General features: G+C 52.5%; 20 protein-coding genes. 13 read left to right on the top strand and 7 right to left on the bottom strand.

What is annotated here, in order from left to right; translation table 11 throughout:
* The first annotated feature begins 89 nt into the window (after nucleotides 1–89).
* The 9 genes from ABEW73_RS22450 to ABEW73_RS22410 all read left to right on the top strand — a co-directional run bounded on the left by ABEW73_RS22450 (nucleotide 90) and on the right by ABEW73_RS22410 (nucleotide 12,863).
* Complete coding sequence (locus ABEW73_RS22450) at nucleotides 90–704, top strand: alpha/beta hydrolase (RefSeq protein WP_430169291.1); 615 nt, start codon at nucleotides 90–92, stop codon at nucleotides 702–704.
* 140 nt (nucleotides 705–844) lie between these two features.
* Nucleotides 845–1,792, top strand: a complete 948-nt coding sequence (locus ABEW73_RS22445) for a carbohydrate ABC transporter permease (protein WP_430169288.1) — start codon at nucleotides 845–847, stop codon at nucleotides 1,790–1,792.
* Nucleotides 1,793–1,806: 14 nt separating this feature from the next.
* The gene (locus ABEW73_RS22440) at nucleotides 1,807–2,646 is read left to right on the top strand and encodes a carbohydrate ABC transporter permease (RefSeq protein ID WP_430169285.1); all 840 of its coding nucleotides are present in this window, start codon (nucleotides 1,807–1,809) and stop codon (nucleotides 2,644–2,646) included.
* Between the two features lie 152 nt (nucleotides 2,647–2,798).
* Nucleotides 2,799–4,169 (top strand): ABC transporter substrate-binding protein, encoded by a 1,371-nt coding sequence (locus tag ABEW73_RS22435; protein ID WP_430169282.1) that lies wholly within the window; start codon nucleotides 2,799–2,801, stop codon nucleotides 4,167–4,169.
* A 97-nt stretch (nucleotides 4,170–4,266) separates the two neighbouring features.
* Nucleotides 4,267–6,078 (top strand): cache domain-containing sensor histidine kinase, encoded by a 1,812-nt coding sequence (locus ABEW73_RS22430; RefSeq protein ID WP_430169279.1) that lies wholly within the window; start codon nucleotides 4,267–4,269, stop codon nucleotides 6,076–6,078.
* The gene (locus tag ABEW73_RS22425) at nucleotides 6,071–7,693 is read left to right on the top strand and encodes a response regulator transcription factor (protein WP_430169276.1); all 1,623 of its coding nucleotides are present in this window, start codon (nucleotides 6,071–6,073) and stop codon (nucleotides 7,691–7,693) included. The genes ABEW73_RS22430 and ABEW73_RS22425 overlap by 8 nt, the downstream gene beginning before the upstream one ends.
* 50 nt (nucleotides 7,694–7,743) lie before the next feature.
* The gene (locus ABEW73_RS22420; RefSeq protein WP_430169274.1) at nucleotides 7,744–9,774 is read left to right on the top strand and encodes a hypothetical protein; all 2,031 of its coding nucleotides are present in this window, start codon (nucleotides 7,744–7,746) and stop codon (nucleotides 9,772–9,774) included.
* A gap of 18 nt (nucleotides 9,775–9,792) precedes the next feature.
* Nucleotides 9,793–10,929, top strand: coding sequence for a glycoside hydrolase family 88 protein (locus tag ABEW73_RS22415; protein WP_430169271.1), 1,137 nt, complete (start codon nucleotides 9,793–9,795; stop codon nucleotides 10,927–10,929).
* A 47-nt stretch (nucleotides 10,930–10,976) separates the two neighbouring features.
* Nucleotides 10,977–12,863, top strand: a complete 1,887-nt coding sequence (locus ABEW73_RS22410) for a DUF2264 domain-containing protein (RefSeq protein WP_430169268.1) — start codon at nucleotides 10,977–10,979, stop codon at nucleotides 12,861–12,863.
* 146 nt (nucleotides 12,864–13,009) lie between these two features.
* On the opposite strand, the gene ABEW73_RS22405 is transcribed toward ABEW73_RS22410, so the two are convergent.
* The gene (locus tag ABEW73_RS22405; protein ID WP_430169265.1) at nucleotides 13,010–13,717 is read right to left on the bottom strand and encodes a hypothetical protein; all 708 of its coding nucleotides are present in this window, start codon (nucleotides 13,715–13,717) and stop codon (nucleotides 13,010–13,012) included.
* Nucleotides 13,718–14,002: 285 nt separating this feature from the next.
* Between ABEW73_RS22405 and ilvA the strand changes: the two genes are divergently transcribed.
* The gene (gene ilvA, locus ABEW73_RS22400; protein WP_430169262.1) at nucleotides 14,003–15,271 is read left to right on the top strand and encodes a threonine ammonia-lyase IlvA; all 1,269 of its coding nucleotides are present in this window, start codon (nucleotides 14,003–14,005) and stop codon (nucleotides 15,269–15,271) included.
* 143 nt (nucleotides 15,272–15,414) lie between these two features.
* On the opposite strand, the gene ABEW73_RS22395 is transcribed toward ilvA, so the two are convergent.
* The 3 genes from ABEW73_RS22395 to ABEW73_RS22385 all read right to left on the bottom strand — a co-directional run bounded on the left by ABEW73_RS22395 (nucleotide 15,415) and on the right by ABEW73_RS22385 (nucleotide 17,480).
* The gene (locus ABEW73_RS22395) at nucleotides 15,415–16,353 is read right to left on the bottom strand and encodes a hypothetical protein (RefSeq protein ID WP_430169260.1); all 939 of its coding nucleotides are present in this window, start codon (nucleotides 16,351–16,353) and stop codon (nucleotides 15,415–15,417) included.
* Between the two features lie 126 nt (nucleotides 16,354–16,479).
* Complete coding sequence (locus ABEW73_RS22390) at nucleotides 16,480–17,142, bottom strand: DUF1129 family protein (protein WP_430169257.1); 663 nt, start codon at nucleotides 17,140–17,142, stop codon at nucleotides 16,480–16,482.
* Nucleotides 17,143–17,144: 2 nt separating this feature from the next.
* On the bottom strand, nucleotides 17,145–17,480 hold the full coding sequence (locus ABEW73_RS22385; protein WP_076325576.1) for a PadR family transcriptional regulator: 336 nt from the start codon (nucleotides 17,478–17,480) through the stop codon (nucleotides 17,145–17,147).
* Nucleotides 17,481–17,930: 450 nt separating this feature from the next.
* Between ABEW73_RS22385 and ABEW73_RS22380 the strand changes: the two genes are divergently transcribed.
* The 3 genes from ABEW73_RS22380 (at nucleotide 17,931) to ABEW73_RS22370 (ending at nucleotide 20,249) form a co-directional block, all read left to right on the top strand.
* The gene (locus ABEW73_RS22380; RefSeq protein WP_430169255.1) at nucleotides 17,931–18,185 is read left to right on the top strand and encodes a hypothetical protein; all 255 of its coding nucleotides are present in this window, start codon (nucleotides 17,931–17,933) and stop codon (nucleotides 18,183–18,185) included.
* Between the two features lie 382 nt (nucleotides 18,186–18,567).
* Nucleotides 18,568–19,395, top strand: coding sequence for an alpha/beta hydrolase (locus ABEW73_RS22375; RefSeq protein ID WP_430169253.1), 828 nt, complete (start codon nucleotides 18,568–18,570; stop codon nucleotides 19,393–19,395).
* Between the two features lie 77 nt (nucleotides 19,396–19,472).
* Entirely contained in the window at nucleotides 19,473–20,249 is a 777-nt protein-coding gene (locus ABEW73_RS22370) for a DODA-type extradiol aromatic ring-opening family dioxygenase (protein ID WP_430169250.1), read from the top strand.
* A 1,411-nt stretch (nucleotides 20,250–21,660) separates the two neighbouring features.
* Here ABEW73_RS22370 and ABEW73_RS22365 read toward each other — a convergent pair.
* The 3 genes from ABEW73_RS22365 to ABEW73_RS22355 all read right to left on the bottom strand — a co-directional run bounded on the left by ABEW73_RS22365 (nucleotide 21,661) and on the right by ABEW73_RS22355 (nucleotide 23,966).
* Nucleotides 21,661–22,200 carry a DoxX family protein gene (locus ABEW73_RS22365; RefSeq protein ID WP_430169247.1) on the bottom strand — a complete coding sequence of 180 codons (540 nt, stop codon included), beginning with the start codon at nucleotides 22,198–22,200 and terminating at the stop codon, nucleotides 21,661–21,663.
* 435 nt (nucleotides 22,201–22,635) lie between these two features.
* Nucleotides 22,636–23,160, bottom strand: a complete 525-nt coding sequence (locus ABEW73_RS22360) for a DoxX family protein (RefSeq protein WP_430169448.1) — start codon at nucleotides 23,158–23,160, stop codon at nucleotides 22,636–22,638.
* A 263-nt stretch (nucleotides 23,161–23,423) separates the two neighbouring features.
* A complete protein-coding gene (locus ABEW73_RS22355) occupies nucleotides 23,424–23,966 on the bottom strand; it encodes a DoxX family protein (RefSeq protein WP_076325570.1) in 543 nt (180 codons plus the stop codon).
* Nucleotides 23,967–23,981 lie beyond the last annotated feature (15 nt).

Genomic DNA, 23,981 nt, shown 5'->3' with positions numbered 1-23,981 from the left:
ATTGGGCTATTCCAGGGCATTCTAACAGTAAGGTTGTCAAACGGATTCGAAATCTAACGATATAGCCAATCGAAAGGAGAATGAACCACATGGAACATACGCATATTTACCGCCAGGGAACTTCCCCGGAGGCACCAACCTTACTATTGCTGCATGGCACCGGAGGGAACGAGGAGGATTTGCTGCCGCTGGCGGAGATGATCTCGCCCACGTCGAATGTGCTCGGCGTCCGCGGGAACGTGCTGGAGAACGGCATGCCGAGATTTTTCCGACGTCTGGCCGAAGGCGTGTTTGATATAGAGGATCTCGTGAAACGCACGCACGATCTGAATGAATTTCTGAACTGGGCGGCCGCCGAGTACGGTTTTGACCGCAATCGCATCGTGGCCGTCGGGTATTCGAACGGCGCCAATATTGCCGCCAGCCTGCTGTTCCACGAAGGGGACGCGCTGCAAGGTGCCATTCTCCACCATCCGATGGTTCCGCTGCGGGATAAGACCTTGCCGGATTTGACCGGCATACCCGTCTTCATCGCGGCCGGCCGGCGCGATCCGATGTGCACCCCGCAGGAGAGCGAGGATCTGAATGAACTATTGAGCGGGGCAGGCGCGGACGTCAAGCTGCACTGGGAGAATGGGGGGCACCAGCTCAGCCGTGCAGAGGTCGGGATGGCCGCTGCCTGGTTTAAGGAGAAGTTCCTGTAATACCGGGCGTACCAAGATCCATGATGCGTTCCCTGTATAATCAAGTAAAAATGAAAGCGAATATGATCAAAATACCGTCAAAACGTTGGCGGTATTTTTTTTATACTTAACCCATCGAATAAGAATCGAGGGGGTCCGACATGGCACAGACAATGGAGACGATGAATAAGCCTGGCGCCCAGCCGACGCGGAGGGACAAGTCCAGGGGATCCTTGCAGCGGGGAGAGAACCTATGGGGGATCGCATTCGTAAGCCCGATGCTGGTCGGCGTTATCATTTTGGTGCTGTTTCCGATATTGGCAACGCTCGTGCTTGGTTTTGCCGATTGGAATTTCGTGCAGGGCTGGGACGGCATCCAGTGGGTCGGGTTTCAGAATTTCCGCCAGCTGCTGGAGGATGACATGTTTATCAAGTCGGTACGCAACAACATCTTGTTTCTTCTGACGGTTCCGGTCTACATGATGATCTCGATGACGCTGGCCATTTTGATTGACAGGTTTGTCTATATGAAGGGCTATTTTAAAGTGGCTTACTTCATGCCCTACATATCCAACATCGTGGCGGTTGCCGTCGTATGGCAGGTGCTGTTCCAGCCGTCCTACGGGCCGATCAACGAAATCCTCCGGACGATCGGAATATCCGATCCGCCGAAATGGATCGCGGATCCGAATTTCGCGCTGATTTCCATTATGCTGATATCGATCTGGATTTCGATCGGCTTCAATCTGATTATCTATATTGCCGGCCTGCAATCCATTCCGAAGGATCTTTACGAAGCGGCGGATATCGATGGAGCGAACGGCTGGACCAAGTTCAGGCGTATTACGCTGCCCCTGCTGTCCCCGACGTCCTTTTTCCTGCTGGTAACGGGGGTCATCTCCACGTTCAAGGTCTTTGATATCATTGCCGTCATGACGCAAGGGGGACCGATCGGCTCGACGACCATGATGGTGTGGTACTTGTACGATACGGCATTCGTCAACCTGAAGGTCGGTTACGCATCGTCCATTGCCGCGGTTCTGTTCGGCTTCGTCATGCTGATTACGCTGGGGCAGTGGGCCGCTCAGAAGAAGTGGGTCAACTACTAAGAGGAGGGCGTTATATGGGGACAAGAGTCGGCGTCGACTGGCGCAAGCTTATCGTCACGATCGCGATGTTCGCGGTGAGCATGCTGTTTCTCCTTCCTTTTATCTGGATGCTGGTTACATCCTTTAAGGTGGAGCGAGACGTATTCATATATCCGATTCAATGGATTCCGCGGGAGTGGAACGCGATTCAGAATTACAAGGAGGTATGGTTCGGGGATTATCCCTTCTATCTCTATTATTGGAACTCGATCAAGGTCAGCATACTGACAACGATCATCTCGGCCATGGTATCCGCCCTGGCAGCCTACGGCTTCTCCAAAATCCGGTTTGCCGCTGGCAATTGGCTGTTCATCATCGTGCTGGTGACCTACATGATTCCGGGCCAGGCCATCCTGATCCCACAGTTTATTCTGTACCGCAACATCGGGCTGTTCGACAACCATTTCGGCCTCATTATGCTGGGAAGTTTCAGCGTGCTCGGAACGTTTATGCTCAGGCAATTCTTCATGGGGGTGCATCAGGAATTCATCGAATCCGCCAAAATCGACGGCGCGAACCATCCGCGAATCTTCTGGTCGATTGCGCTGCCCCTGGTAAAGCCCGCAGTTGCCACGTATGCGATTCTGCGTTTCATCTGGACGTGGAACGATTATCAGAATCCGCTCATCTTCCTGCGGACGGATCGGCTGTTCACGATTCCGCTGGCGATGCAGAAATTCACGTCCTTAAGCGGAGAATTCTATTCCCTGATCATGGCGGCTGCCGTGTCGGCGATATTCCCGCTGCTGATCGTGTTTATCATCGGCCAGAAGAGCGTCATCGAAGGAATTGCATTGGGCGGGGTCAAGGGCTAGGGAAGCACGAAGAATGAACGGAGTAAAAATAGTTCCAACATCAGTAAAGATTGTTTTATGGTTAAGATGTAAGCGCTCTATATAATGTGGATAGTTACAGCTAGAATCGTCACGACCTTACATATCGATATCAATGGGGAGGGTTATAGACAATGATGAACAAAAAATGGTGGTCAGGCGTTCTCACGGCCGCGATGGTGATCAGCTTGCTATCCGGCTGCGGCGGAGCGAAGGAGGATGCGGCGCAAGAGGGTTCCGCGCAAGGCGGTGGCAAGACCAATCTGAGGCTGTACACCTATGGCACGGAGGAAGCTTACAATTGGAAAAAAACGATCCAAGCCTATGAAGAGGCAACGCCGGGCGTGACCATTGAGCTCGTCCAGCTCAGCGAAAAAGGGGATACGCAGGAGGCGTTCAAGAAGCTTGACCTGGAGGCGGCATCCTCGGCCCAGATGGACATTCTGATGTTCAGCGATCCGGCAGGTTATGCGCAGCGGGTGGCGCTCGGCATGGCCGAGCCGCTGGATGACTTTATCGCGAAGGACGGGTACAGCGTGGAAACGGATTATAAAGTGGATACTCGCCTCGATGGCAAGGTCTACGCGCTGCCCGGCAAGTTCAACCCTTGGTACGTGCTGCTGAACAAGGATCACTTGGAGGAAGCGGGCCTGCCGGTTCCAACGGACTGGACCTGGGACGAATATGCGGATTATGCCAAAAAGTTGACCCAAGGCGAAGGAGCGTCAAAGCGCTACGGAACGTACTTCCATGGTCCGCAAGGGGGCGGATGGCTGGAGTTTTTGAAGCTGATGATGGCCAATCAGCCCCAAGATACCGATTATTTGAAGACCGACGGCTCTTCCAATCTGGATAACCCGACCTTCAGACAGACGCTGGAGCTGCGCGTGCGGATGGAGAAGGAGGACCAGTCCTCGGTGCCCTACACGGACATGATCTCCCAGAAACTGAATTATCGGACGCAATTCTTCAATCAATCCGCAAGCATGATCACGATCGGCAGCTGGATGAACACGGAGATCGGCGGAACGGATAAAGTGCCGCTGGACTTCAATGTCGCCGTAGCCCCATTCCCGAAAAACGAGGAAGGAGATCCGACGGGACTTACGCCGGTAACCACGGATTACGTGGCGGTGGCGGCCAAGTCCAAGCATAAGGAAGAGGCTTATAAATTCGTCCGCTGGTATACAACGGAAGGGCAAATCGTGCAGGGCAAGAACATTCCGGCCTGGCAGCAGGTGAAGACCGAGCAGGTGGAAGAGATCATCGACACCATTCTCTCGGGCACGAAGAGTCCGGAGAAGGTAGACAAGAAATCGCTTGTGGACACATTGGTTGCCTCGAAGGCCTCGGCCATCGTCCCTCCGGCGCCTTATCAGGCGGAAGTGTACGAGGCGGTGAACGAGGAATACGAGAAGCTGATCCTGGGCAATCAGGATATTGATCAGACCGTAGCGAATTCGCAGGAGCGAGTGAACAAAATTATAGAATCCAACAAAAAATGATCTGGTATAATAGACAAAAAAATCGGGACGGAACTCTTCGTCCCTTTTTTGAATCCACGTACACCATTCCCGTCACGCCATACCAGAGGTGGATCCTATGCCCGCACGACTGAAGAGCCTGATCCCGAGCTCCATCAGGCATAAGCTGATTTTGGCTGCCGTCACCTGCATCGTCGTTCCCGCCATCGTCAGTTTGATTCTGTATAATTCGTTAACGAAGGAAGCCTTGAGGCAGCAGGCGGTATCCAATGCAAGCGATGCCCTTCAGCTGGTCCGCGGATCGGTGACGAATCTGCTCTTAAGCAAAATCAATATCGCCAACTACATTCAGATGAATTCCGGTTTGAATTCCTATTTCAAGCAAGTGGTCTCTGGCAACGAAGACCCGGATCCTTACCGCAGATTCATGGAATCCAACCGGGTGCTGGAGCATCTGGACAGCTTGACGGTCGTCGGAGAGAAAAGTTATGTCACCGTCATTCTGGAGAACGGCTCCTATTACATGAATTATTCCGTAAGCGATTACAATCCGCTCGATTACAGGCAGCGCCCCTGGTTCGGCCAGATTTCGGAGCTGCAAGGCTTGGAATCCCTGTGGACGAAGCCGGAGGCCACGATGTTCCGCTCCGACCAAATCGATCATCCGACGCAATTATCGGTGGTGCGCACGCTCCGGCTGCCGGATTCCGAAATTTACGGCTACGTGATCGTGACGTTCATGGAGGATCAGATTAGCGGGATTTTCAACTCCCTTTCGGAAGGCAACGATATGGTCCTGCTGGATGCCGAGGGAACCATCGTTTCCGGCAGCCATCAGAGCCAGATCGGAACGACCTTTGCTTATCTAGATGATTTGGATCAAGAGAAGCCGTATTCGATTGTATCGATGAAGGGGGAGAAGCAGCTGATGGTACACCAGGACATTCCGTTTGCGGGATGGCGCTTGGTGCTGATGCAGCCGTACAAGGATGCGATCGTTAATATCAACTCGATTTTCAACCAGGTGTTCTGGTTTCAGATGTGCTCCTTTCTGATCTTTTTGCTGCTACTTATCGGGCTCGTTCGCGCTTTTACCAAGCCGTTAGTCAAGCTCGGTAAGGTGGCAAGCTCCGTGCAGCGCGGGAATTTGGAAGTCAGATCGAATGTTCACGGTAATGATGAGGTAGGGCGATTGGGGCATTTATTCGATGACATGCTGGATCGGTTCAAGGCCATGATCTCGGAAATATCCGAGAACCAGGCGAGAAAACGAAAAGCGGAGCTTCGAATGCTCCAAGCCCAGATCCATCCCCATTTTCTGTTCAATGTCCTGAATTCGATCCGGATGAAGGTCATGAAACGGGGCGATCCCGAAAGCGCCAAGATGATCGGCTCCCTGTCCGTACTGCTCCGCATGACGATCAGCCGCGAGGAGGACGAGATTGCGCTTCACGAAGAAATCGACCTGATCTCGCATTACGTAGCCCTGATGAACCTTCGGCAGAAGGAGGAAGTCAGGTTGGATTTGGATATCGCGCCGGAGGCTTTCCTCTTCAAGGTGCCGCGCTTTTTTCTGCAGCCGATCGTGGAGAATGCGTTGATCCATGGGCTCAACCAGCAGGCAGGTACGATTCGGATTGCAGCGGCCATGAAGGGCGCGCATCTCGTGCTGGCGGTGAAGGACGACGGCATCGGCATGGATGCCGCCATCCGGGAGTCGATTGCCCGGAGAATCCAGGGCGGCTCCGACGGGTCTTCGATGCAGGATGAGGCAAGGGGAGGCAGCTTCTCCCATATCGGTCTTCAAAATGTGATGGAACGGATGAGCATGGTGTTCGGCGAGGCATTTCAATGTCGCGTCTACAGCGAGCCTGGTCAAGGAACGGTGATCGAGATGTTTATACCGGAAAGAGGGAATGCGGATGTATAACGTGATGCTGGTAGACGATGATTATCCCGTCATCGAGCTGTTGTCGGAGGCCATCTCGTGGAATGAGCTGGGCTTGAATCTGATGGGAAGTTATGAGAACGGAATGAGTGCCTGGGAGGATGCGAGGTCTTCGCCTCCGGACATTCTGATTACGGATATCGGCATGCCCAAAATGAACGGGCTTGAGCTGTCCGCACGCATTAAAGAAGTGAAAGCCGATGTGCGGATCGCCATTCTGTCCTGCCACAACGAATTCCAATATGCCCAGCAGGCCATGCGCCTGAACGTGCAGGATTATTTGCTGAAGGATATGCTCGATCCCGAAGAGCTGGCACAGCTGCTGCGGCGGTTCAAGCAGGCAATGGACGAGGAAGCACAGAAGGGCTGGGAGCGGTCACGGATGGTCCATCTGGTGGACGAATCCAAGGAGCTGCGGAAGGAGCAGAGCCTCAAAAATTTTATCCACCAGCCCCTGCTGTCCCCCGAAAAATGGCGGCTTGAGCTGTCGGAGTACGGGGTGCTGAAGCCGGGGCATCACTGTCTTCCCGTGGTCGGACATTTGGAGGATGTCCGGGAGATCAAGCACCGTTTCGCCTCCAACCAGACGCTGCATTTTGCTCTGGGCAACGTGCTGCGGGAGGTGCTGGATCAACTGAATCCGGATGCGGTGCATGTCCTATACGATGCCAAGTCTTCGCTGCTCCTGTTCTCGTACCGGCCCGGCTTGGGCAGCAACATATACGATGAGGCCGCCGCCTGCCTGAAGGAGGTGCAGCAGACGCTCGAGCGAGTGCTGCGAATCCGCATGTCGTTCCTGATCGGCCGGGGCTGCGCGGATCCCGAAGGCTTAAAGGCAGGGCTCAATGAACTGCTGGCCTGCCAGCACCAACGGTTCTATCTGAAGCCGCAGGAGATATCCAAACTGAACGGAGCGGTTGAACAGAAAAGCCTGCATGGGGATCCGGATCTTTTCGCTTATTATGACCGGGCCAGTTCGGAGCTGCGGGAATCGCTGCTCGGAAAAGAGGGCTTATGCGGAGCGCGCGACACGGTCGATCGGTGGATCGTTTGGATTCAAGAGAAGCGGTATGCACCGGAATCGGTCAAGGACTGGGTATTGAAGCTTCTATTGGATCTGAAGCTAAGGCTTCATCTCCTGCATTCGCTGTCACCCGCCTATACGGCCGATGCGCTGCACAAAGAGATCATGGACATGGATTCCCTGAACGAGCTGAAATCCTGGCTTCACGATTATTTGGAATCCACCATGCAGGCTATGGATCGGGGATTCGGGGGCAGCAGAAGATCGGAAGTGGCGGAGGCCTGCAAATACGTGTCCCTTCGGCTTGACCAGAGGATCACGCTGGATGACGTTGCGGGCTGCCTGCACCTGAATCCGAGCTATTTTAGCCGCATGTTCAAGAAAGAAACCGGCATTACCTTCATCGAATACGTCACCCGGATGAAGATGGAGCGTGCCAAGGAGCTGCTGCGGCAGACGGACCGCACGGTCGGGGAAATCTGCGAAAGTCTGGCTTATGACAATGTGAGTTATTTCAGCAAGACATTCAAGGCGTATGCGGGGGTAACCCCCGTAGAGTTCCGGAACGGTTGAAAGGGCGTCTCCAACACGCGTCGAAACGGGAAGAAGGAGGTTTTAGCCCGATGAACAGGATACAGGAGCTGATAACGATCGTGAACGGGATGGCTCCCGCCGATCTAGGGATGTATTACCAAGGCGGGGACCAGAGGTCCTTCTGGGAAGGCATCCGGCGAAGCGAAGATTACGAGCAGGACATATCCGAGATTCGCGAGGAAGGGGAACGGCTGCTGTCTGTCCCGAACCCGCCGCTGACGTATGACTTATTCACCCGGTTTGCCCAGCAGGGAACGAGGCTGGACTATGAGAAGGTTTATTTCGAGCGAAGGCGCCGGCTGAATACATTTGCCCTGCTGACCCTTCTCGAGCCGGATAATGAGGCGTACCGGACGGCTCTCCAGGAGATGATCTGGTCCATCTGCGATGAGTATACCTGGTGTTTGCCGGCGCATGTGAACGCGGAATCGCCGGGCGGCATCAAGGGGACCATTGATCTGTTCAGCGCCGAGACCGGGTTTACCCTTAGCGAAATCCACGTGCTGCTGCGGGACCATCTGTCTTCGCTGCTGATCGCAAGAATCGAGGAGGAGGTTGAAGCGAGGTTGTTCCTTCCTTTTCTGAGTCACGAGCACGGATGGGAGACGGCGACGCATAATTGGTCTGCCGTCTGTGCCGGTTCCATCGGCTCTGCCGCGCTGCTGGTTATGGAATGCGGGGAATCCCTTGCCGGGATTCTGCTCAAGACGGAGCGGTGCATGGACTATTACCTGCAGGGCTTTGGCCCCGATGGAGCCTGTCTGGAAGGGCTGGGATATTGGAATTACGGGTTCGGGTATTTCGTGTATTATGCCGATTTGCTGCGCAAGCGCAGCCGAGGCGAGATGGACTGGTTTCGTGCGGAGAAGGTCGGCCGTATCGCTTTGTTTCAACAGAAGGGCTTTTTAGGAGGCAAGGCCGTCGTCAATTTCTCCGATTCGCAGCCGGAAAACACGGTACATCTCGGCTTGTCTCATTATCTGGCCGGATTGTACGCAGACTTCGAGTCTCCGCCGCAGTCTCTCCGGTCGGGCTACCGCGACGATCATTGCAGCCGCTGGGCTCCGGCTTTGCGCAACCTGATCTGGCGGGACCCTCTGATGGCGGGAAGCGATTGGGAAGAGGCAAGTTATTATTTGCCCGATGCCCAGTGGCTGATCTCCCGCAGTTCCCATGGAGGCGATGTGTATGCGTTTGCCGCCAAGGGCGGCAGCAACGGGGAGCCGCACAACCATAATGATCTCGGGCATTTTATCGTGTACGGCTCGGGGGAAGTATGGTGCTCGGACCTCGGCTGCGGCGAGTACACGGCGGAGTATTTCGGCAAAGGACGGTATGGCTATGATTGCAACGGCTCCCAAGGCCACTCCGTGCCGATCATCGACGGCCATTATCAGCAAGAGGGTTCGGATAGCGCCGCGGTCGTATTGGAAGTGGCGGCGGGTGAAGCCGTGGATCGGCTTGCGCTTGAGTTGACCTCGGCCTACCGGGTTCCTGCACTTCAGTCATTCACGAGGACGCTGGAGTGGAACAAGAAGGGGAATCGGCCGGAACTGACGCTAAGCGACCGGTTTACGTTCGATTCACCCCCGGAGAGTCTGGTGGAGCGGATCGTCACCAGGATACGGCCCGAGTTGGTGCTGATCGATGGCCAGCAGGTTGTTAGGTTGCGGGCACCGGGTACTTATGAGCAAGCAGAGGCGGGAAGGCAAGAAGCCATTCGGACTTTGGAAAAGACGGCGGAGCTGATAGCAGTTGTAGAGGGGACCGGGGAGCAGCCTGCTCAGGTTCGAAGAGGAAATCGGGAGGAACCGGCTCAGCACCGAGGAGGGAACCGGGAGCAGCTCAAGCTAAAAGGCTCTATATCGGAGTCAACGATCCCCCGGTATGACAAACCCGGCCTGCTGATCCACTACGACAACGAGCTGGTGGAGCCTGATCTGGCAAGCCATGTTTTCCGTGATCACTTCGGCAAGGAAGCGGCTTGGTATGCCGTCGATTTCAAAGTGAAGGCCCTTGGTTTGCATGCGAATATCGATTTCAGATTTCAATTCATATGAACAGAGGAGTGGAGAGGAATGAAAACGGAGATCGCTTTGAATTGGTTGACGGAGGCCTGGGAGAAGTCGCTTGCGAAGACGCAGCGGAACGTAACGGGGATCGGAGCGAGGTTTCCGCATGCCAGTCAGAATGGCGTCTACCAGCTGGAGCCGCCGCATTGGTGGACGGCCGGTTTCTGGCCGGGAATTCTGTGGCTTCTGTACAATGACAGTGGCCTGGCGGAGCTTAGAACCACCGCCGAGCAGTGCGAAATCATCCTGGATGACGTGCTGAACCAATATGTGCGCCTGGATCACGATCTCGGCTTCATGTGGACGCTGACCAGCATCGCTTCCTACAAGCTGACCGGCAGCGAAGAGTCCAAGGTGCGCGCGCTCAAGGCAGCCAACTACCTGGCTGCGCGCTTCAACCTGAAGGGCCAATATATTCGGGCCTGGAATCCGTGGTCTGAAGGGGAAGATAATGCAGGTCTCGCCATCATCGATTGCGCCATGAATACGCCCCTGTTGTTCCTGGCGTCGCAGATCAGCGGCGATCCCCGCTACCGGCATATTGCCGAAGCGCATATGGACACGGTGGTCCGGGACTTCGTCCGGCCGGACGGTTCCGTCTATCACATCGTACGGTACGATCCGGTTACCGGTGAGCGCCTGGAGGGGATCGGCGGGCAAGGCTTTGCGCCGGAATCCGCTTGGTCCAGGGGAACGGCGTGGGCGATCTACGGCTTGACGCTTGCCTACCATCATACGGGCAAGTCGATATATCTCGACACGGCGAAAACGGTGGCGCATTTCTTCCTGGCAAATCTGCCGGAAGACCATGTGCCATTCTGGGACTTCCGCGCGCCGGACGAGGCCCGCATCTACCGGGATTCGTCCGCCGGAGCCTGTGCCGCCAGCGGGTTGCTGCTACTGGCAGACAAGGTGGATCAAGGACAGGCAGCTGTGTACAGGAAATCTGCGATTCGGATTCTGGAATCGCTGTACCGGAATTACGGCACGTGGGATAACGATGAAGAGGAAGGCTTGATTCTCCACGGGACCAGTCATTATCCGGAAGGCAAGAATATCGACGTGCCCCTGATTTACGGCGACTTTTTCTTTGTCGAAGGACTGGCGCGGCTGAGAGGAAAAGGGCCGTTTTACTGGGAATAACGGAGATTGGATAAAAAAGCATTCCGGAAATGGAGTGAGCATATAAGATGAGCATACAGGTTACTGGGAATCCCGAGGGCGGCTTGATCCATCCGGTTGCCCGGAATCCGCTACGGACAAGAGGCGATGTGCAGGAAGCACTCACCCAACTGCTCGAGCCTCTGAATAAATGTTACAGCGAGGGGCGCGCACGCTTAATCCTCGAAAGATCAGGCGTCGACGCCTATGCCGATATTGCGGAAATGGAGGGGTTCTCGCGGGTCCTGTGGGGGCTCGTCCCCGCCGTTGTCGGCGGCTCCCATGACGAGCCGTGGGAACTGTGCCTGCAAGGAATACGTTCAGGGACGGATCCGGCGCATGCGGAGTATTGGGGTAAGGTGAACGATTATGATCAACGGCTGGTGGAGATGGCGGTGTTCGGATTGGCCTTTGCCCTGATTCCGGATCGCCTCTGGCAGCCGCTGAGCGAGAAGGAGAAGGACAACCTCTATCAGTGGCTCTATCAGATCAACCATCATCCTTGCTATGATTGCAATTGGCTATTTTTCCATGTGCTTGTCAACGTTGGTTTCCTCAAAGCGGGTTTGCCGTATGATGCCGAGCAGCTGGAGAACAATCTCCAGCGCATTGAGGAATTCTATCTGGATGAAGGCTGGTATAGCGATGGGATCGGGGGGCACAGCGATTATTACGTGCCGTATGCTTTTCATTTCTACGGCCTGATTTATGCACAGCTGATGGGAGACGAAGATCCGGAACGCGCCGGGCGCTACAGGGAGCGGGCAGCTTTGTTTGCACGCGATTTCATTCACTGGTTTGCTCCCGACGGGGCGGCCGTTCCTTACGGACGCAGCTTGACGTACCGCTTTGCGCAGTCGGCCTTCTGGTCGGCTGCGGCTTATGCCGGGCTGGATGGGTTTAGTCCGGGCCAGCTGAAGGGGCTGGTCCTTAGAAATCTCAGATGGTGGTTTCAGCAGCCTATATTCGACCGGGACGGGGTGTTGACCGTGGGTTATGCTTACCGGAACCAAATCATGTCGGAGAACTATAACGCGGCCGGCTCGGTGTACTGGTCGCTGAAGACGTTCCTGATCTTGGCTTTGCCTGAGGAGCATCCGTTCTGGATGGCCGAGGAGCAGGAGATGCCGGAAACGGGTAGAATCTCGTTACAGGAGCCCGCACATCTGGTCCTTTGCCGTGACGAACAGACCGGCCACGTGGCCGCGTTCAATACGGGCCACCCGTCTACCAACGAGCATACGCATACTTCGGCCAAGTACGAGAAGTTCGTATACTCTACCGCCTTTGCGTTCAGCGTGCCGAGAGCGGAATGGGGACTGGCCCAGGGGGCTTTTGATTCCATGCTGGCGCTTAGCGAAGGCGATCGACTGTTCCGGGTCAAACGCTTATGCGTGGAGACGCGGATACAGGAGCATGTGCTGTATGCACAATGGAAGCCATGGAGGAACGTGGAGGTGCAAACATGGATAGCTGCAGGTCTGCCTTGGCATATCCGCATTCATCGGATCAGCACGGGAAGGAGTCTCGATGCTGCGGAAGGCGGGTTTGCGTTGGGCTTAGGTTTCCTGCATAGCTCCCAAGCGGGAGATAGAGAAGCTTCGGCTTCCGGCACTTTCGGCACCAGCGCCATCTATGGCATGCTCGGTTACGATACGGCAGAGCTCATCTACCCTCATGCTAATACGAACCTTCTGCATCCCCGCACTGTCATTCCTACGCTGATGGCGGCGCTCGAACCCGGAAACCATTGGCTCATAGCAGCCGTGCATGGCACCCCCAGCGCTCCCGGCACTCCCGCCATTGAGGAGCCTTCCATGGAAGACGTGAAAGAAAGGCTGGGTGTCGAGATCTTGCAGGGTCAGATTACGATCACCACACAGACGGGGAACGTGATCGTGATTCCGATGGACTAACAAGCAGGTGGTCTCACCCTAACAGGTATGAAGCAGCGGTTTGTCAGAGCTAATATAGATCATACAGATAAACAGGCGAAAGCCGGGGGTTATTAACCCCCGGCTTTCAATATCATGGCCTTCCGCCCGCGAATCATCATAAGGACTTATTTTGTCAAATAGGAACTGGTCAGAGGAACAAACAGGGAAGTGCCAGGACCTTCATCAACGATCTCCACAAAAATAAAATCGGCAGCCGATACATCGACGTCTACGCCGACCAGGCCATCTTCAGCAGCCAGGGACACCTTTTTGAGCGTTGAGTTGTTGTGGTCCATAATTACGATTTCTTGCGCACCGCCAGTCACGGCCAGCTCAAGATGCAGTTTGGCATATTTTTTACCCGTCATGATCTGGAAGCTGTTTCCTTGTTTGGCCGAATCGGTATGTAAATAAACGTCTTTATAATCCTTGCCTTTGTAGACTGTATCGCTGGAATCTTTGGTGTGCCAGGCCGATGTCCCCAATACGGAGGCTCCGAGCGAGCTTAATGATAACGGACTGGAGGTTTCGGATGGGGATCCCTGATTGCCGCCAATCAGTACTGAAGAAGTTGCGCTGTCATAACGAATGTCGATATTCATCAGATCGCCTACAGCTCGCACAGGCAAGTACGTTGTGCCGTTGTAGGTGATCGGCAGCACGGTTTTGCCGTTTGCGTCTTTCGGCGTTACCACCGTACCGTTTAACTTCAGGGAAATCTTGCTGTTCAAATAGGCTTTGATGGGCTCCAAAGCTGACGACGCCATAGCGCCTGTACCGATCCCCAGCGTGAGCGTACCGGCCAATAACCCATACAGTACTTTCTTCTTCATTAAAACCCCTCCCAAAATTTAGGTTAATTTTCATGCTTTATAGTAGTAAAGTATCAGAAGGAAGTCAACCCTTTTTAAAGGGAAGGTCCGATCCTTCATGGCTGCGTACGGGTAACGGCTGTGCATCCGGGTTATGCTTGTTGCAGAAATGGCTCTTTTGCGAGAGCTTGCCAGAAAAGGGCGGGATATTTTCATGAAAAGTGATACAATGATAAAAATACGTAAACAAGGGTAGCGGAAGGATCAACGTTTACCTGGCAGCGAAGTGGGAGTGTGATCAAGAGAATGGAAGAGACGTATACGGCAAAACGGGCAGTCAGCATGGAAGACATCGTACGCGCACACCACGTGCTTCGCGAAGTGATCGTGCGGACGCCGCTGCAGCGGGACGCTGTGCTATCGGCTAAGTATGACTGCGAAGTGTATTTGAAGCGCGAGGACTTGCAGGTGGTTCGCTCCTTCAAGATCCGTGGCGCTTACAATATGATTCGCAGCTTGTCGGATGAGGAACGGGGCAACGGCATTGTGTGCGCCAGTGCGGGAAACCATGCGCAAGGGGTAGCTTTCTCCTGTAATGCGCTGAATATTAAAGGCAAGATTTATATGCCGAGTACGACTCCGAAGCAGAAGGTGAAGCAGGTGAAGCGTTTTGGCGGGGGCAGTGTTGAGGTCATTCTGATCGGCGATACCTTCGACGATGCCTACGCTGAAGCGATCAAGGCCTGTGATGAGTATGGCATGACCTTTATTCACCCGTTCGATGAAGCAAAGATCATCGCGGGCAATGGCACCATCGGGATGGAAGTTATGGAGGAACTGGACGCGCCGGCGGATTATATGTTTGTTACCATTGGCGGCGGCGGTCTTGCGGCAGGCGTGGCAACGTATGTCAAAACCGTCAGCCCAACGACGCAAGTCATTGGCGTCGAACCGCTAGGGGCTGCATCCATGATCGAATCCAAGAAGCAGGGTGAGGTGGTCACCATGCATGAGATCGACAAATTCGTGGATGGCGCCGCCGTGAAGCGCGTCGGACAGCTGACGTACGATATATGTAATGAACTGGTCGATGACATCGTGACGGTTCCGGAAGGAAAAGCCTGCACCACCATCCTGGAGTTATATAACGAAAATGCGATCGTTGTAGAGCCTGCCGGGTCGCTGGCCGTGGCTGCGCTGTATATGAACCGGGACCGGATTCGCGGAAAAACGGTGGTATGCATCATCAGCGGCGGCAATAACGATATCGACCGGATGCAGGAAATCAAGGAGCGTTCCTTGATATATGAAGGGCTGAAGCATTACTTCATGATTAACTTCCCGCAGCGTGCGGGAGCACTCCGCGAGTTTCTGGAAGAAGTGCTGGGTCCCGACGACGATATTGCACGCTTTGAATATACGAAGAAGCATAACAAGGAAGACGGACCTGCCCTGGTGGGCATCGAGCTGTTAAAGCCCGAGGATTACGGTCCGCTGGTGGAGCGGATGCAGCGCAAGGGTCTGGATTATACGGAGCTGAACAAGAACATGAACCTGTTCAATCTGCTGATTTAAGAGGCGCACAGACCGCGATAACTAGGCACAAACCACGTTTAAAAGCCGGATTCTCCTGTAAACGGGAATCCGGCTTTTTTTCATATCTAGACATGTGGTTGACGATCCTGCTGAACGCGGACAATGGTCTGTGGTTCGTTCGACTAGTCGAGTGGGGCCGCCTTCGCACGATACTGCTCCACTTCCTGGGTCAGCTTGTCCTTGTTGCTCTCAAGCACCTCAGACCAGGACTTCAGCTTTTTCAGGAGAGTGCTTTTGGAGACGGCGTCGCTGTCCTTGAGGACGTTATCGAAGGCTTGCCGTACTTCCGGATCGAGAAGATTGTCCTCGTACTTGAATAGAGGCGTATTGTTATAGCCGTAAAATAAGCTTAGCTCGGTAAAACGAAGTTTCAGCTTCATATCCGCGACCCGGTTTGATTTGGGATATGTCGTGATAAAATCCTCCTGCGCAAGTCCACGTTCAATGACCTCGGACCAAGGGATGACCAAGGCCGCATCACTGACCGCAGGCTTCTGGGATTCCACGATCATGATGTCGATATAGGCTTGAAGATCCTTATTAATGTAAGGCTTGTATGGTTTCAGTGTCGTATAGTCAATAATCGGGAAGATGACGCCTTCGGTCGTATACAGTCTGTAGCCGCTGTCCCGCAGGTTGATGAGCACCTTCCGAAGCGTGTCGTCCTTGGCTTTGTTGATGGTGGTGTTAATCGGCTCCCCATATTTGTATAGGTTCATCAGCTTATCCTGAATGCCGATTTCATACACCTTGTCGGTTTTTGCCGGGAGCGCATCATTCATCGCGTTCTCCAGTTTGAGCACCAGCATGGTCGCCTGATACGTGGTTACGCTGCCGATATGCTTGGTGATGTAAGACTTGGCATAAGCCACATCGGATTCCTTCAGCAGTTTACTGGCTTTGCTGTACACCGCATTGCCGAAGGCGGTAGCTTTGCTTGAGACGGCGGTTGAACCAGATTGGGATACGGATGCAGTTGCTGCGTTAGCGATGACGCCGGTCTGGATCGATAGAATAAGTGCAAGGATGGCAGCCATCGCGGATTTTTTGGATTTTGACATATATATTCCTCCCTTACCACACATTACCCTTATCCTATCATCTTCTATAGAACATTAGTTTACATTGATCGAAAAAATATTAAAGATTTTGTTAAGCTCCGACCGCGAATCCATGACGAGTTTGTATTATTTGCTCGAAAAAAGAAGTTTCGTCCCGGCGATTCCGACCAGGAATATAACGAGACTGATCCATGGCGCTATTGTCAGAACCGGCAGCAGCCGCCCCAGCCACACGCCGACTACCAGAATCAATACGGTGATGGCGACATAAATCCCCATATTGCGAACATTAATCTTGCGCTTGTCCTCCTCCGGCTTGAAGGTGTCGCTCTTCATCCATCTTAACAATGCGTGGATAAGCACATAGGAACCGCCTGCTATCAAAATCAGGGTGGAAATACGTACCTGCGTCATGCGCTCAACCGGCCCTCCGGCCCACATCGTGATGAATCCGACCAGCGCTTGGACGAAGAAAAACCAGGTTAAGGCAATCCAAGGGATCATGAAATGGTATTGGAGACTGCTCAGGCCTTTTATTTTTGGCAGCTGCTCCACCAGCTCCTTGCAGTAGGATTCGGGATCGCTTCCGAACACATCCTCGGCGCTCCTGCCCTTGGCTTGGGCATCCAGCAGGTGCTGGGCGATTTCAAGCAGCAGTTCCTCTCCTTTTTGCTCCTGCACGAAGCTGCTGCGGATATAGACCACCATGTCTTGGTAATAGCTAAGATTGTCAGGCGTCATGGCATCCTGGAGTCGGTTGTTCTCTTTGATCATCTGTTTGGTATTCATCTTCATTGTCCTCCACGGGTTAGAATATGGTCCACACTATCTTTAAGCGTTCCCCAATGTTCCTTGAATTGTTGAAGAACGTGCAGGCCTTTATCGGTCAGATTGTAATATTTACGGGGCGGTCCCCCGGCACCGGGGGCAGGCCGCAGTGTCCCTTCGATAAGCTGGTCTTTCTGCATGCGAAGCAGCAGGGGATAGATACTGCCTTCGCTTACAAACGTGAGTCCGCTGTCTTCCAGCAGCGTGCTAATCTCATAGCCATATACCTCCCGATGCTCCATAAGCGAGAGAATGCAGCCTTCGAGAATGCCTTTTAGCATTTGACTTTGGGTGGTCATGAATGGGATTATCCTCCTTCAAGTATATTGCTATGCAAGGTAGCGGGGCGTATTTAGGCTGGGCTACAAATGAGAATGATAAATGCCGAGTGACGAATGACAGTGATGTCGGATGAGAATGACAATGGCGAATGGCAATAGGGAATGGCAATTTGCAATGACAATTTGCAATGACAATTTGCAATGACAATTTGCAATGACAATGGCGAATTACAATTGTGAATAAAGAATAGCAAAACCTTGATCCCTACAAAACGGACGTCCCTGTCAGCTACCTTGTTATGCAATATATCATACCAGTAGCATACTTGCAATGCAAGGTAGCTTGTAAATCCATGTCGTATTCGTGAACCAGGTATAATTCTGCCGTTCCTATTTCACAATAATAAGCATTCTGAAGCAATAGAAGACACCCTAAACATTTAGGGGGAAGAAGGAGGAGTTCTTTAGGTGAGTGCTAACTTTTATGACGATGAATTGCATGGTGGAGACGCTGTGCCGGCAAACGGGCAAGAGGTTGTTACGGGCAGCAGTGCAGCCGATGGGGTATTTGGCCAGCCTGAAGGGGGATACGACTCCGAGGGTGATGAAACAGATCTGTCTGCTTCAAGCTTATGGGAGAACGACCCCATCGGGAAGACCTGGATGAATGATTGGAGCGGACGAGAAGAGACGCATGCGATGTTTCGCCAGAGCTATGAGTGAGGCTCGAGATTCGATGTTTCGCCAGGGCTATGGGTAAAGCTCAAGATTCGATGTTTCGCCAGAGCTATGAGAAAGGCTCGAGATGCGGTGTGAAAGCTGGGCGGAACGATTAAAGCAGGCGAGAGAACGATGCCACGTTTGTCTGTGGTATAAGTAGTGGTTAAATGGACCGTTTCATAACCGGTGGAGCTGTAGTAAAAGGCTGAATCACGGAATACAACCGATGTACACATGCTTCGCACATTGCATTGTAGCTCGCCGTCTTCCATTTGCGTTGACAATCCATAATCACGATGCTAAGATAAGCTTAACTAATTCATATTAAACTTATCGGAATTGTTAATATTATGATTACGGCGTGTTATCGCAAGGAGGAATCGGCATGGAGCGGCAAATTACAATCCGGCATAATCAAGAGGAACTTACGGCAACGATCCACTACCCATTGAAGGAAGCGGCCCAAGGCGGCAGGTGCAATCGGGTACCGTTGGTCATAATCTGCCACGGCTTTGTTGGAAGCCGGATCGGCGTGGACCGGCTGTTTGTCAAAACGGCGCGTGAGTTGGCCGAGGACGGGTATATGGTGATCCGGTTCGATTATATCGGATGTGGAGAGAGCTCTGGCAATTACGGAAGCGAGGGGCTCGACTCGATGATTGCCCAGACGCGTTCCGTTCTCGATTATGGACTCAGCTGTGCCGATGTCGATCCGACGCGCATCACACTTATCGGACATAGCCTGGGCGGCGCTGTCGCTTTGCAGACCGCCGTTCGTGACCGGCGGGTGAAGAATCTGATTCTATGGTCTGCGGTGGGTTATCCGTTCAACGATATCGTCAAAATCACCGGTCGCGATGTATACGATACCTCTGTTAAGTCCGGATCCGCTGACTTTTTGGGATACTCGTTTACCCCGGTCTTTTTCGATTCGTTGGCACAGGGTCAGCCTTTCCAGGAAGCGATCAAGTTTACGGGGAACGTGCTGGTGGTACATGGTACCTCGGATGAAGCCATTCCGGTCGATTACGCATTTTTGTACCAAAAAGTGTTCTGGATGCGCCAGGAAGGTCGCTGCGATAAGGAAATCATCTTCCAAGCCGATCACACGTATTCCGCCGGGCCTCAGCGCGAGCTGCTCCTTCAGCGGACACGGGATTGGTTGAACGAGCAGGAGAACATTCAGCAGGAGTGGCAGCACTGGATGATTTAAGGGAGTTATTTGGCATATTGGGCGATTTAACGGTACAATAGAGTTGTCCCTTGATTTTGAAGCTGGAGGTGGCATCGATGACGTTACCTGCTTTATTTATTGCCCATGGCTCGCCGATGATGGCCCTGGAGGACAACGAGTACACCCGCTTCCTTGAGCAATTGGGGCGGGAGCTGCCTGTACCTAGAGGCATAGCGGTATTTTCTGCCCATTGGGACGATCCGGATCAGCGGCTGACCGAAGATGCCGTGCATGGAACGATGCATGATTTTTACGGATTTCCGGATGAAATGTACCAGATCACGTATCCTGCCCCAGGCAGCGCGGAGCTGGCTGCTCAGATTCGTCAGCGTTTTGAGGCAAGCAATCTGCATGCCAAAGCCGTGACCGGCCGTGGACTGGACCATGGGGTTTGGGTCATTCTGCGAAAAATGTACCCCGATGCGAATATTCCCGTGGTGGCCTTGTCCGTGGACTCCAAGCGCTCGCCAAACGAACAATATTCCATCGGTACGATGCTGTCCGATTTGCGTGAGGAAGGTATCCTGATTATCGGGAGCGGCGGTTTGGTGCACAATCTGCGGATGGTGCATGAGAGCGATGAACCTGATGAATGGGCGACTGCATTCGATGAATGGATCGCGAAGCAGCTGACGGAATGGAATCTGAATAATCTGTTTGCGTTTGACAAAAAAGCGCCTCATGCCAGCGATGCGGTCCCTTCTTATGGACGGGAGCATTTTGTCCCTTTGTTCTATGCAATGGGTGCTGCCGATACCGGCCGCAAGGCAAAACGATTGTTTCAATCTTACCAATATGGCAGTTTGAGTCTGAACTGCTGGTCATTCGAATAATGAGAAGCCGGGCTTGGATTACAAGCTCGGCTTTTGTTGTGTTTGAGGGGATTGTGTGTGGGATTTCTGTTGGCAGTGAGTCGGGGCAGATGTCTTTGGGGAGAAGCAGAAGATAGTGGGGGGCGTTATTGGGTGACCAGTGTACTTAGTCAGTCCGTCGGCGGCCCGGCAAATATAGAACCTCAGATCCGCTATTTTCGCTATAGGCACGGTATTGTGGGGGTTATCGGACACACGATCCGTTAAGTTGCGGATCAGTGCACTCGCTCAGACCGTAGGGTCGGCAGTATCGGACCTCAGATCCGCTATTTTCGCTATTGGCTCGCTTTTGCGGGTTTATCGGACACACGATCCGTTAAGTTGCGGATAATCGGCAAAATGAGGACCTAATTTGGTGAATAACGGATCTCTGGTCCGTTCGTGTTAAAGAAATGGTGCTTTTGGTCAAAATAAGGTCTGCTGAGTCCGCTAAAATTGTAAGTCGCTAAGCAGTGTGCCGTAATGTACGTCGCTCGAACGTAAGCCCAAGCTCAAATGTATGCAAAGCTCAAACGTATGACGGCGCTCGAATAAGTACAACCGCTCTTTGGACCTCAGATCCGTTATTTTCGCTATTGGCTCGCTTTTGCGGGTTTATCGGACACACGATCCGTTAAGTTGCGGATAATCGGCAAAATGAGGACCTAATTTGGTGAATAACGGATCTCTGGTCCGTTCGTGTTAAAGAAATGGTGCTTTTGGTCAAAATAAGGTCCGCTGAGTCCGCTTAAATTGTAAGTCGTTAAGCAGTGTGCCGTAATGAACGTCGCTCGAACGTAAGCACAAGCTCAAATGTATGCAATGCTCAAACGTATGACGGCGCTCGAATAAGTGCAACGCTCTTTGGACCTCAGATCCGCTATTTTCGCTATTGGCTCGCTTTTGCGGGTTTATCGGACACACGATCCGTTAAGTTACGGATAATCGGCAAAATGAGGACCTAATTTGGTGAATAACGGATCTCTGGTCCGTTCGTGTTAAAGAAATGGTGCTTTTGGTCAAAATAAGGTCCGCTGAGTCCGCTAAAATTGTAAGTCGTTAAGCAATGTCGCATGTACTCGTTAAGCAATGTTGCATATACTCGCTAAGCAGTGTCGCATGTACTCGTTAAGCAATGTTGCATATACTCGCTAAGTAGTGTCGCATGTACTCGTTAAGCAATGTTGCATATACTCGCTAAGCAGTGTCGCAATGTACTCGTTAAGCAATGTTGCATATACTCGCTAAGCAGTGTCCCATGTACTTCGTTAAGCAATGTTGTATGTAACAACGCTCGAACGTTGCCATAACAAAAAAACAACCCGGCTTGATTGCTCAAGCCGGGTTATCTAATCAATAGCTAGAATTTTTTTAACTACAGTTACTTACCCTGTTATGCCGTTTGTTTTTTGAATGGTGTGTGCGTGGTTCCGTCACCTTTGCTTGTTTTATGGGTCATTTTGTTCCACAACCCGCGGAGGTAAGGGAGAACCCAACGGTCGAGACCGATTTTACCAGCGTTGGCCGCAGCGACGATGATCAGCACTTCAAGCAGTAACATTTGGGCGTTGGTGCTCACAGTGCCCGAGAAGAGGAACGCGGCGTTCATGACCAGTCCCATCAGGGCGGCGAAGGTGGTGAAGGTACCGAGAATGAGTCCGAGACCTACCAGGAATTCACCGAGCGGGATGATGACGTTGAAGAGCTTCACGCCTGGCAGTGCTCCGTGTTCGAGGAACGCTGCCCACCAGCCTTGTACCGCTGGGTGATCGCCAGCTGCCTTCGCAATCGCGCCTTGGAGGAAGCCTCCTGCGTCAAATCCGCCTGTCAATTTACCCCAACCTGCTGTCAGCCATTCATAACCGATATAGACCCGAATGATGGTCAGCAGCCACATTGCAAATTTGTTTGTTCTCAGCCAGTTGTTAAACATATAAACCACTCCTTAAAAGTATGAATTCTCTTTTTATGAAAGCTTCCTTGCAAATTCTCGGGTGTGTTGAAGTTCTGCGTTGTTGTTGTTTTAGGAAGATGATCATCTCTTTCATGTCTTTATTATAAGTGAAATAAATCACAATATATGTGATTAAAATCACATTTGTGATAAAAATCATAAAAAACTTAACAGGTTGACGCAGTTAACGTACAGCAAAAGACGGATGATCGGGATTGAGGTCGCGATCACCCGTCGGTTGAAGATAAGGAGTTACAGTTAAAGTTACAGTTACAGTAATGATGTAGTTGTTGTAGTTGTTGTAGTTGTTGTAGTTGCGTAGCTGCAGCTTACAGAAGAGGAAGCAAGCCGCTTTTGATTCTAGTTATAGCAACCAGCTAATGTTCATCGGCGTTGATTTAACTTTAAAGCCCTTCAGACTGCCTGATTCTGTAGAGAGGAGGGGTCACTGCTGATTTTTGCTTTGCGTGTGAATTTATCTTGGAGGTAGGGCATGAGCCAGCGGTCGATCCCGATCTTACCGCAGTGGGCTGCCGAGAGGATGATCAGAAATTCGAGCAGTAGGAGCTGACCATTGATGCTGATGGAACCGGAGAAGAGATACGCGGCGTTCATCACGAGCCCCATCAGGGCGGCGAACACAGTGAATGTGCCGAGAATGAGGCCAAGCCCGACGAGGAATTCGCCCAGCGGAATGATGACGTTGAACCATTTGACGCCGGGCAGCGCGGCATGTTTCAGGAATACGGCCCACCAATCCTGAACGGCAGGATGCTCACCAGTGGATTTGGCGATGGCCCCCTGCATAAAACCGCTCGCATCGAAGCCTCCCATTAACTTGCTCCAGCCTGCCGTCAACCACTTATACCCGACGTACACCCGAATGACTGTCAGCAGCCACATTGCGATTTTGCTTGATTGCAACCATTGAATAAACACCAGCACCAACTCCTCCATGAATAATCATTCTCTTTTCTGTTTTCAGATTTTTGCAAATTTGAAATTCGTAAGCGCGATGGAAGCCGAAAAAAACAGCAACGATCTATTTAATGTCGCATCCGAACAAATTATTCATATTTGCAAAAATCTGTATTTAAATACAGTATTCGCAAAGGTCTGGATTTGGCATGGGTTCTTGGCATGAAAAAAAGACGATGGAGAACCGAATGGTTCTCCATCATCTCATGTTTGATGCTTTATCTTTACGCGGTGCGTTTTTTAAGCGGTGTTGGCGCGATACCTTCATCTTGGTTTGTTTTGTGGGTCATTTTATTCCACAGGCCACGAAGGTAAGGGAGAACCCAACGGTCGAGACCGATTTTACCGGCGTTGGCCGCAGCGACGATGATCAGCACTTCAAGCAGTAACATTTGGGCGTTGGTGCTCACGGTGCCCGAGAAGAGGAACGCGGCGTTCATGACCAGTCCCATCAGGGCGGCGAAGGTGGTGAAGGTACCGAGAATGAGTCCGAGACCTACCAGGAATTCACCGAGCGGGATGATGACGTTGAAGAGCTTCACGCCCGGCAGTGCCGCGTGCTCAAGGAACGCTGCCCACCAGCCTTGTACCGCTGGGTGATCGCCGGTTGCATTGGCAATCGCGCCTTGGAGGAAGCCCCCTGCGTCAAATCCGCCGCCCGTCAATTTACCCCAACCTGCTGTTAGCCATTCATAACCGATGTAGACCCGAATGATGGTCAGCAGCCACATTGCAAATTTGTTTGTTCTCAGCCAGTTGTTAAACATATAAACCACTCCTTG

The organism is Paenibacillus lautus, from assembly GCF_050482385.1.
In the GTDB taxonomy this organism is placed as follows: Bacteria; Bacillota; Bacilli; order Paenibacillales; family Paenibacillaceae; genus Paenibacillus_AQ; species Paenibacillus_AQ lautus_B.
The sequence above is the reverse complement of the archived record's forward strand: the minus strand, read 5'-3'. Positions and strand labels throughout refer to the sequence as shown.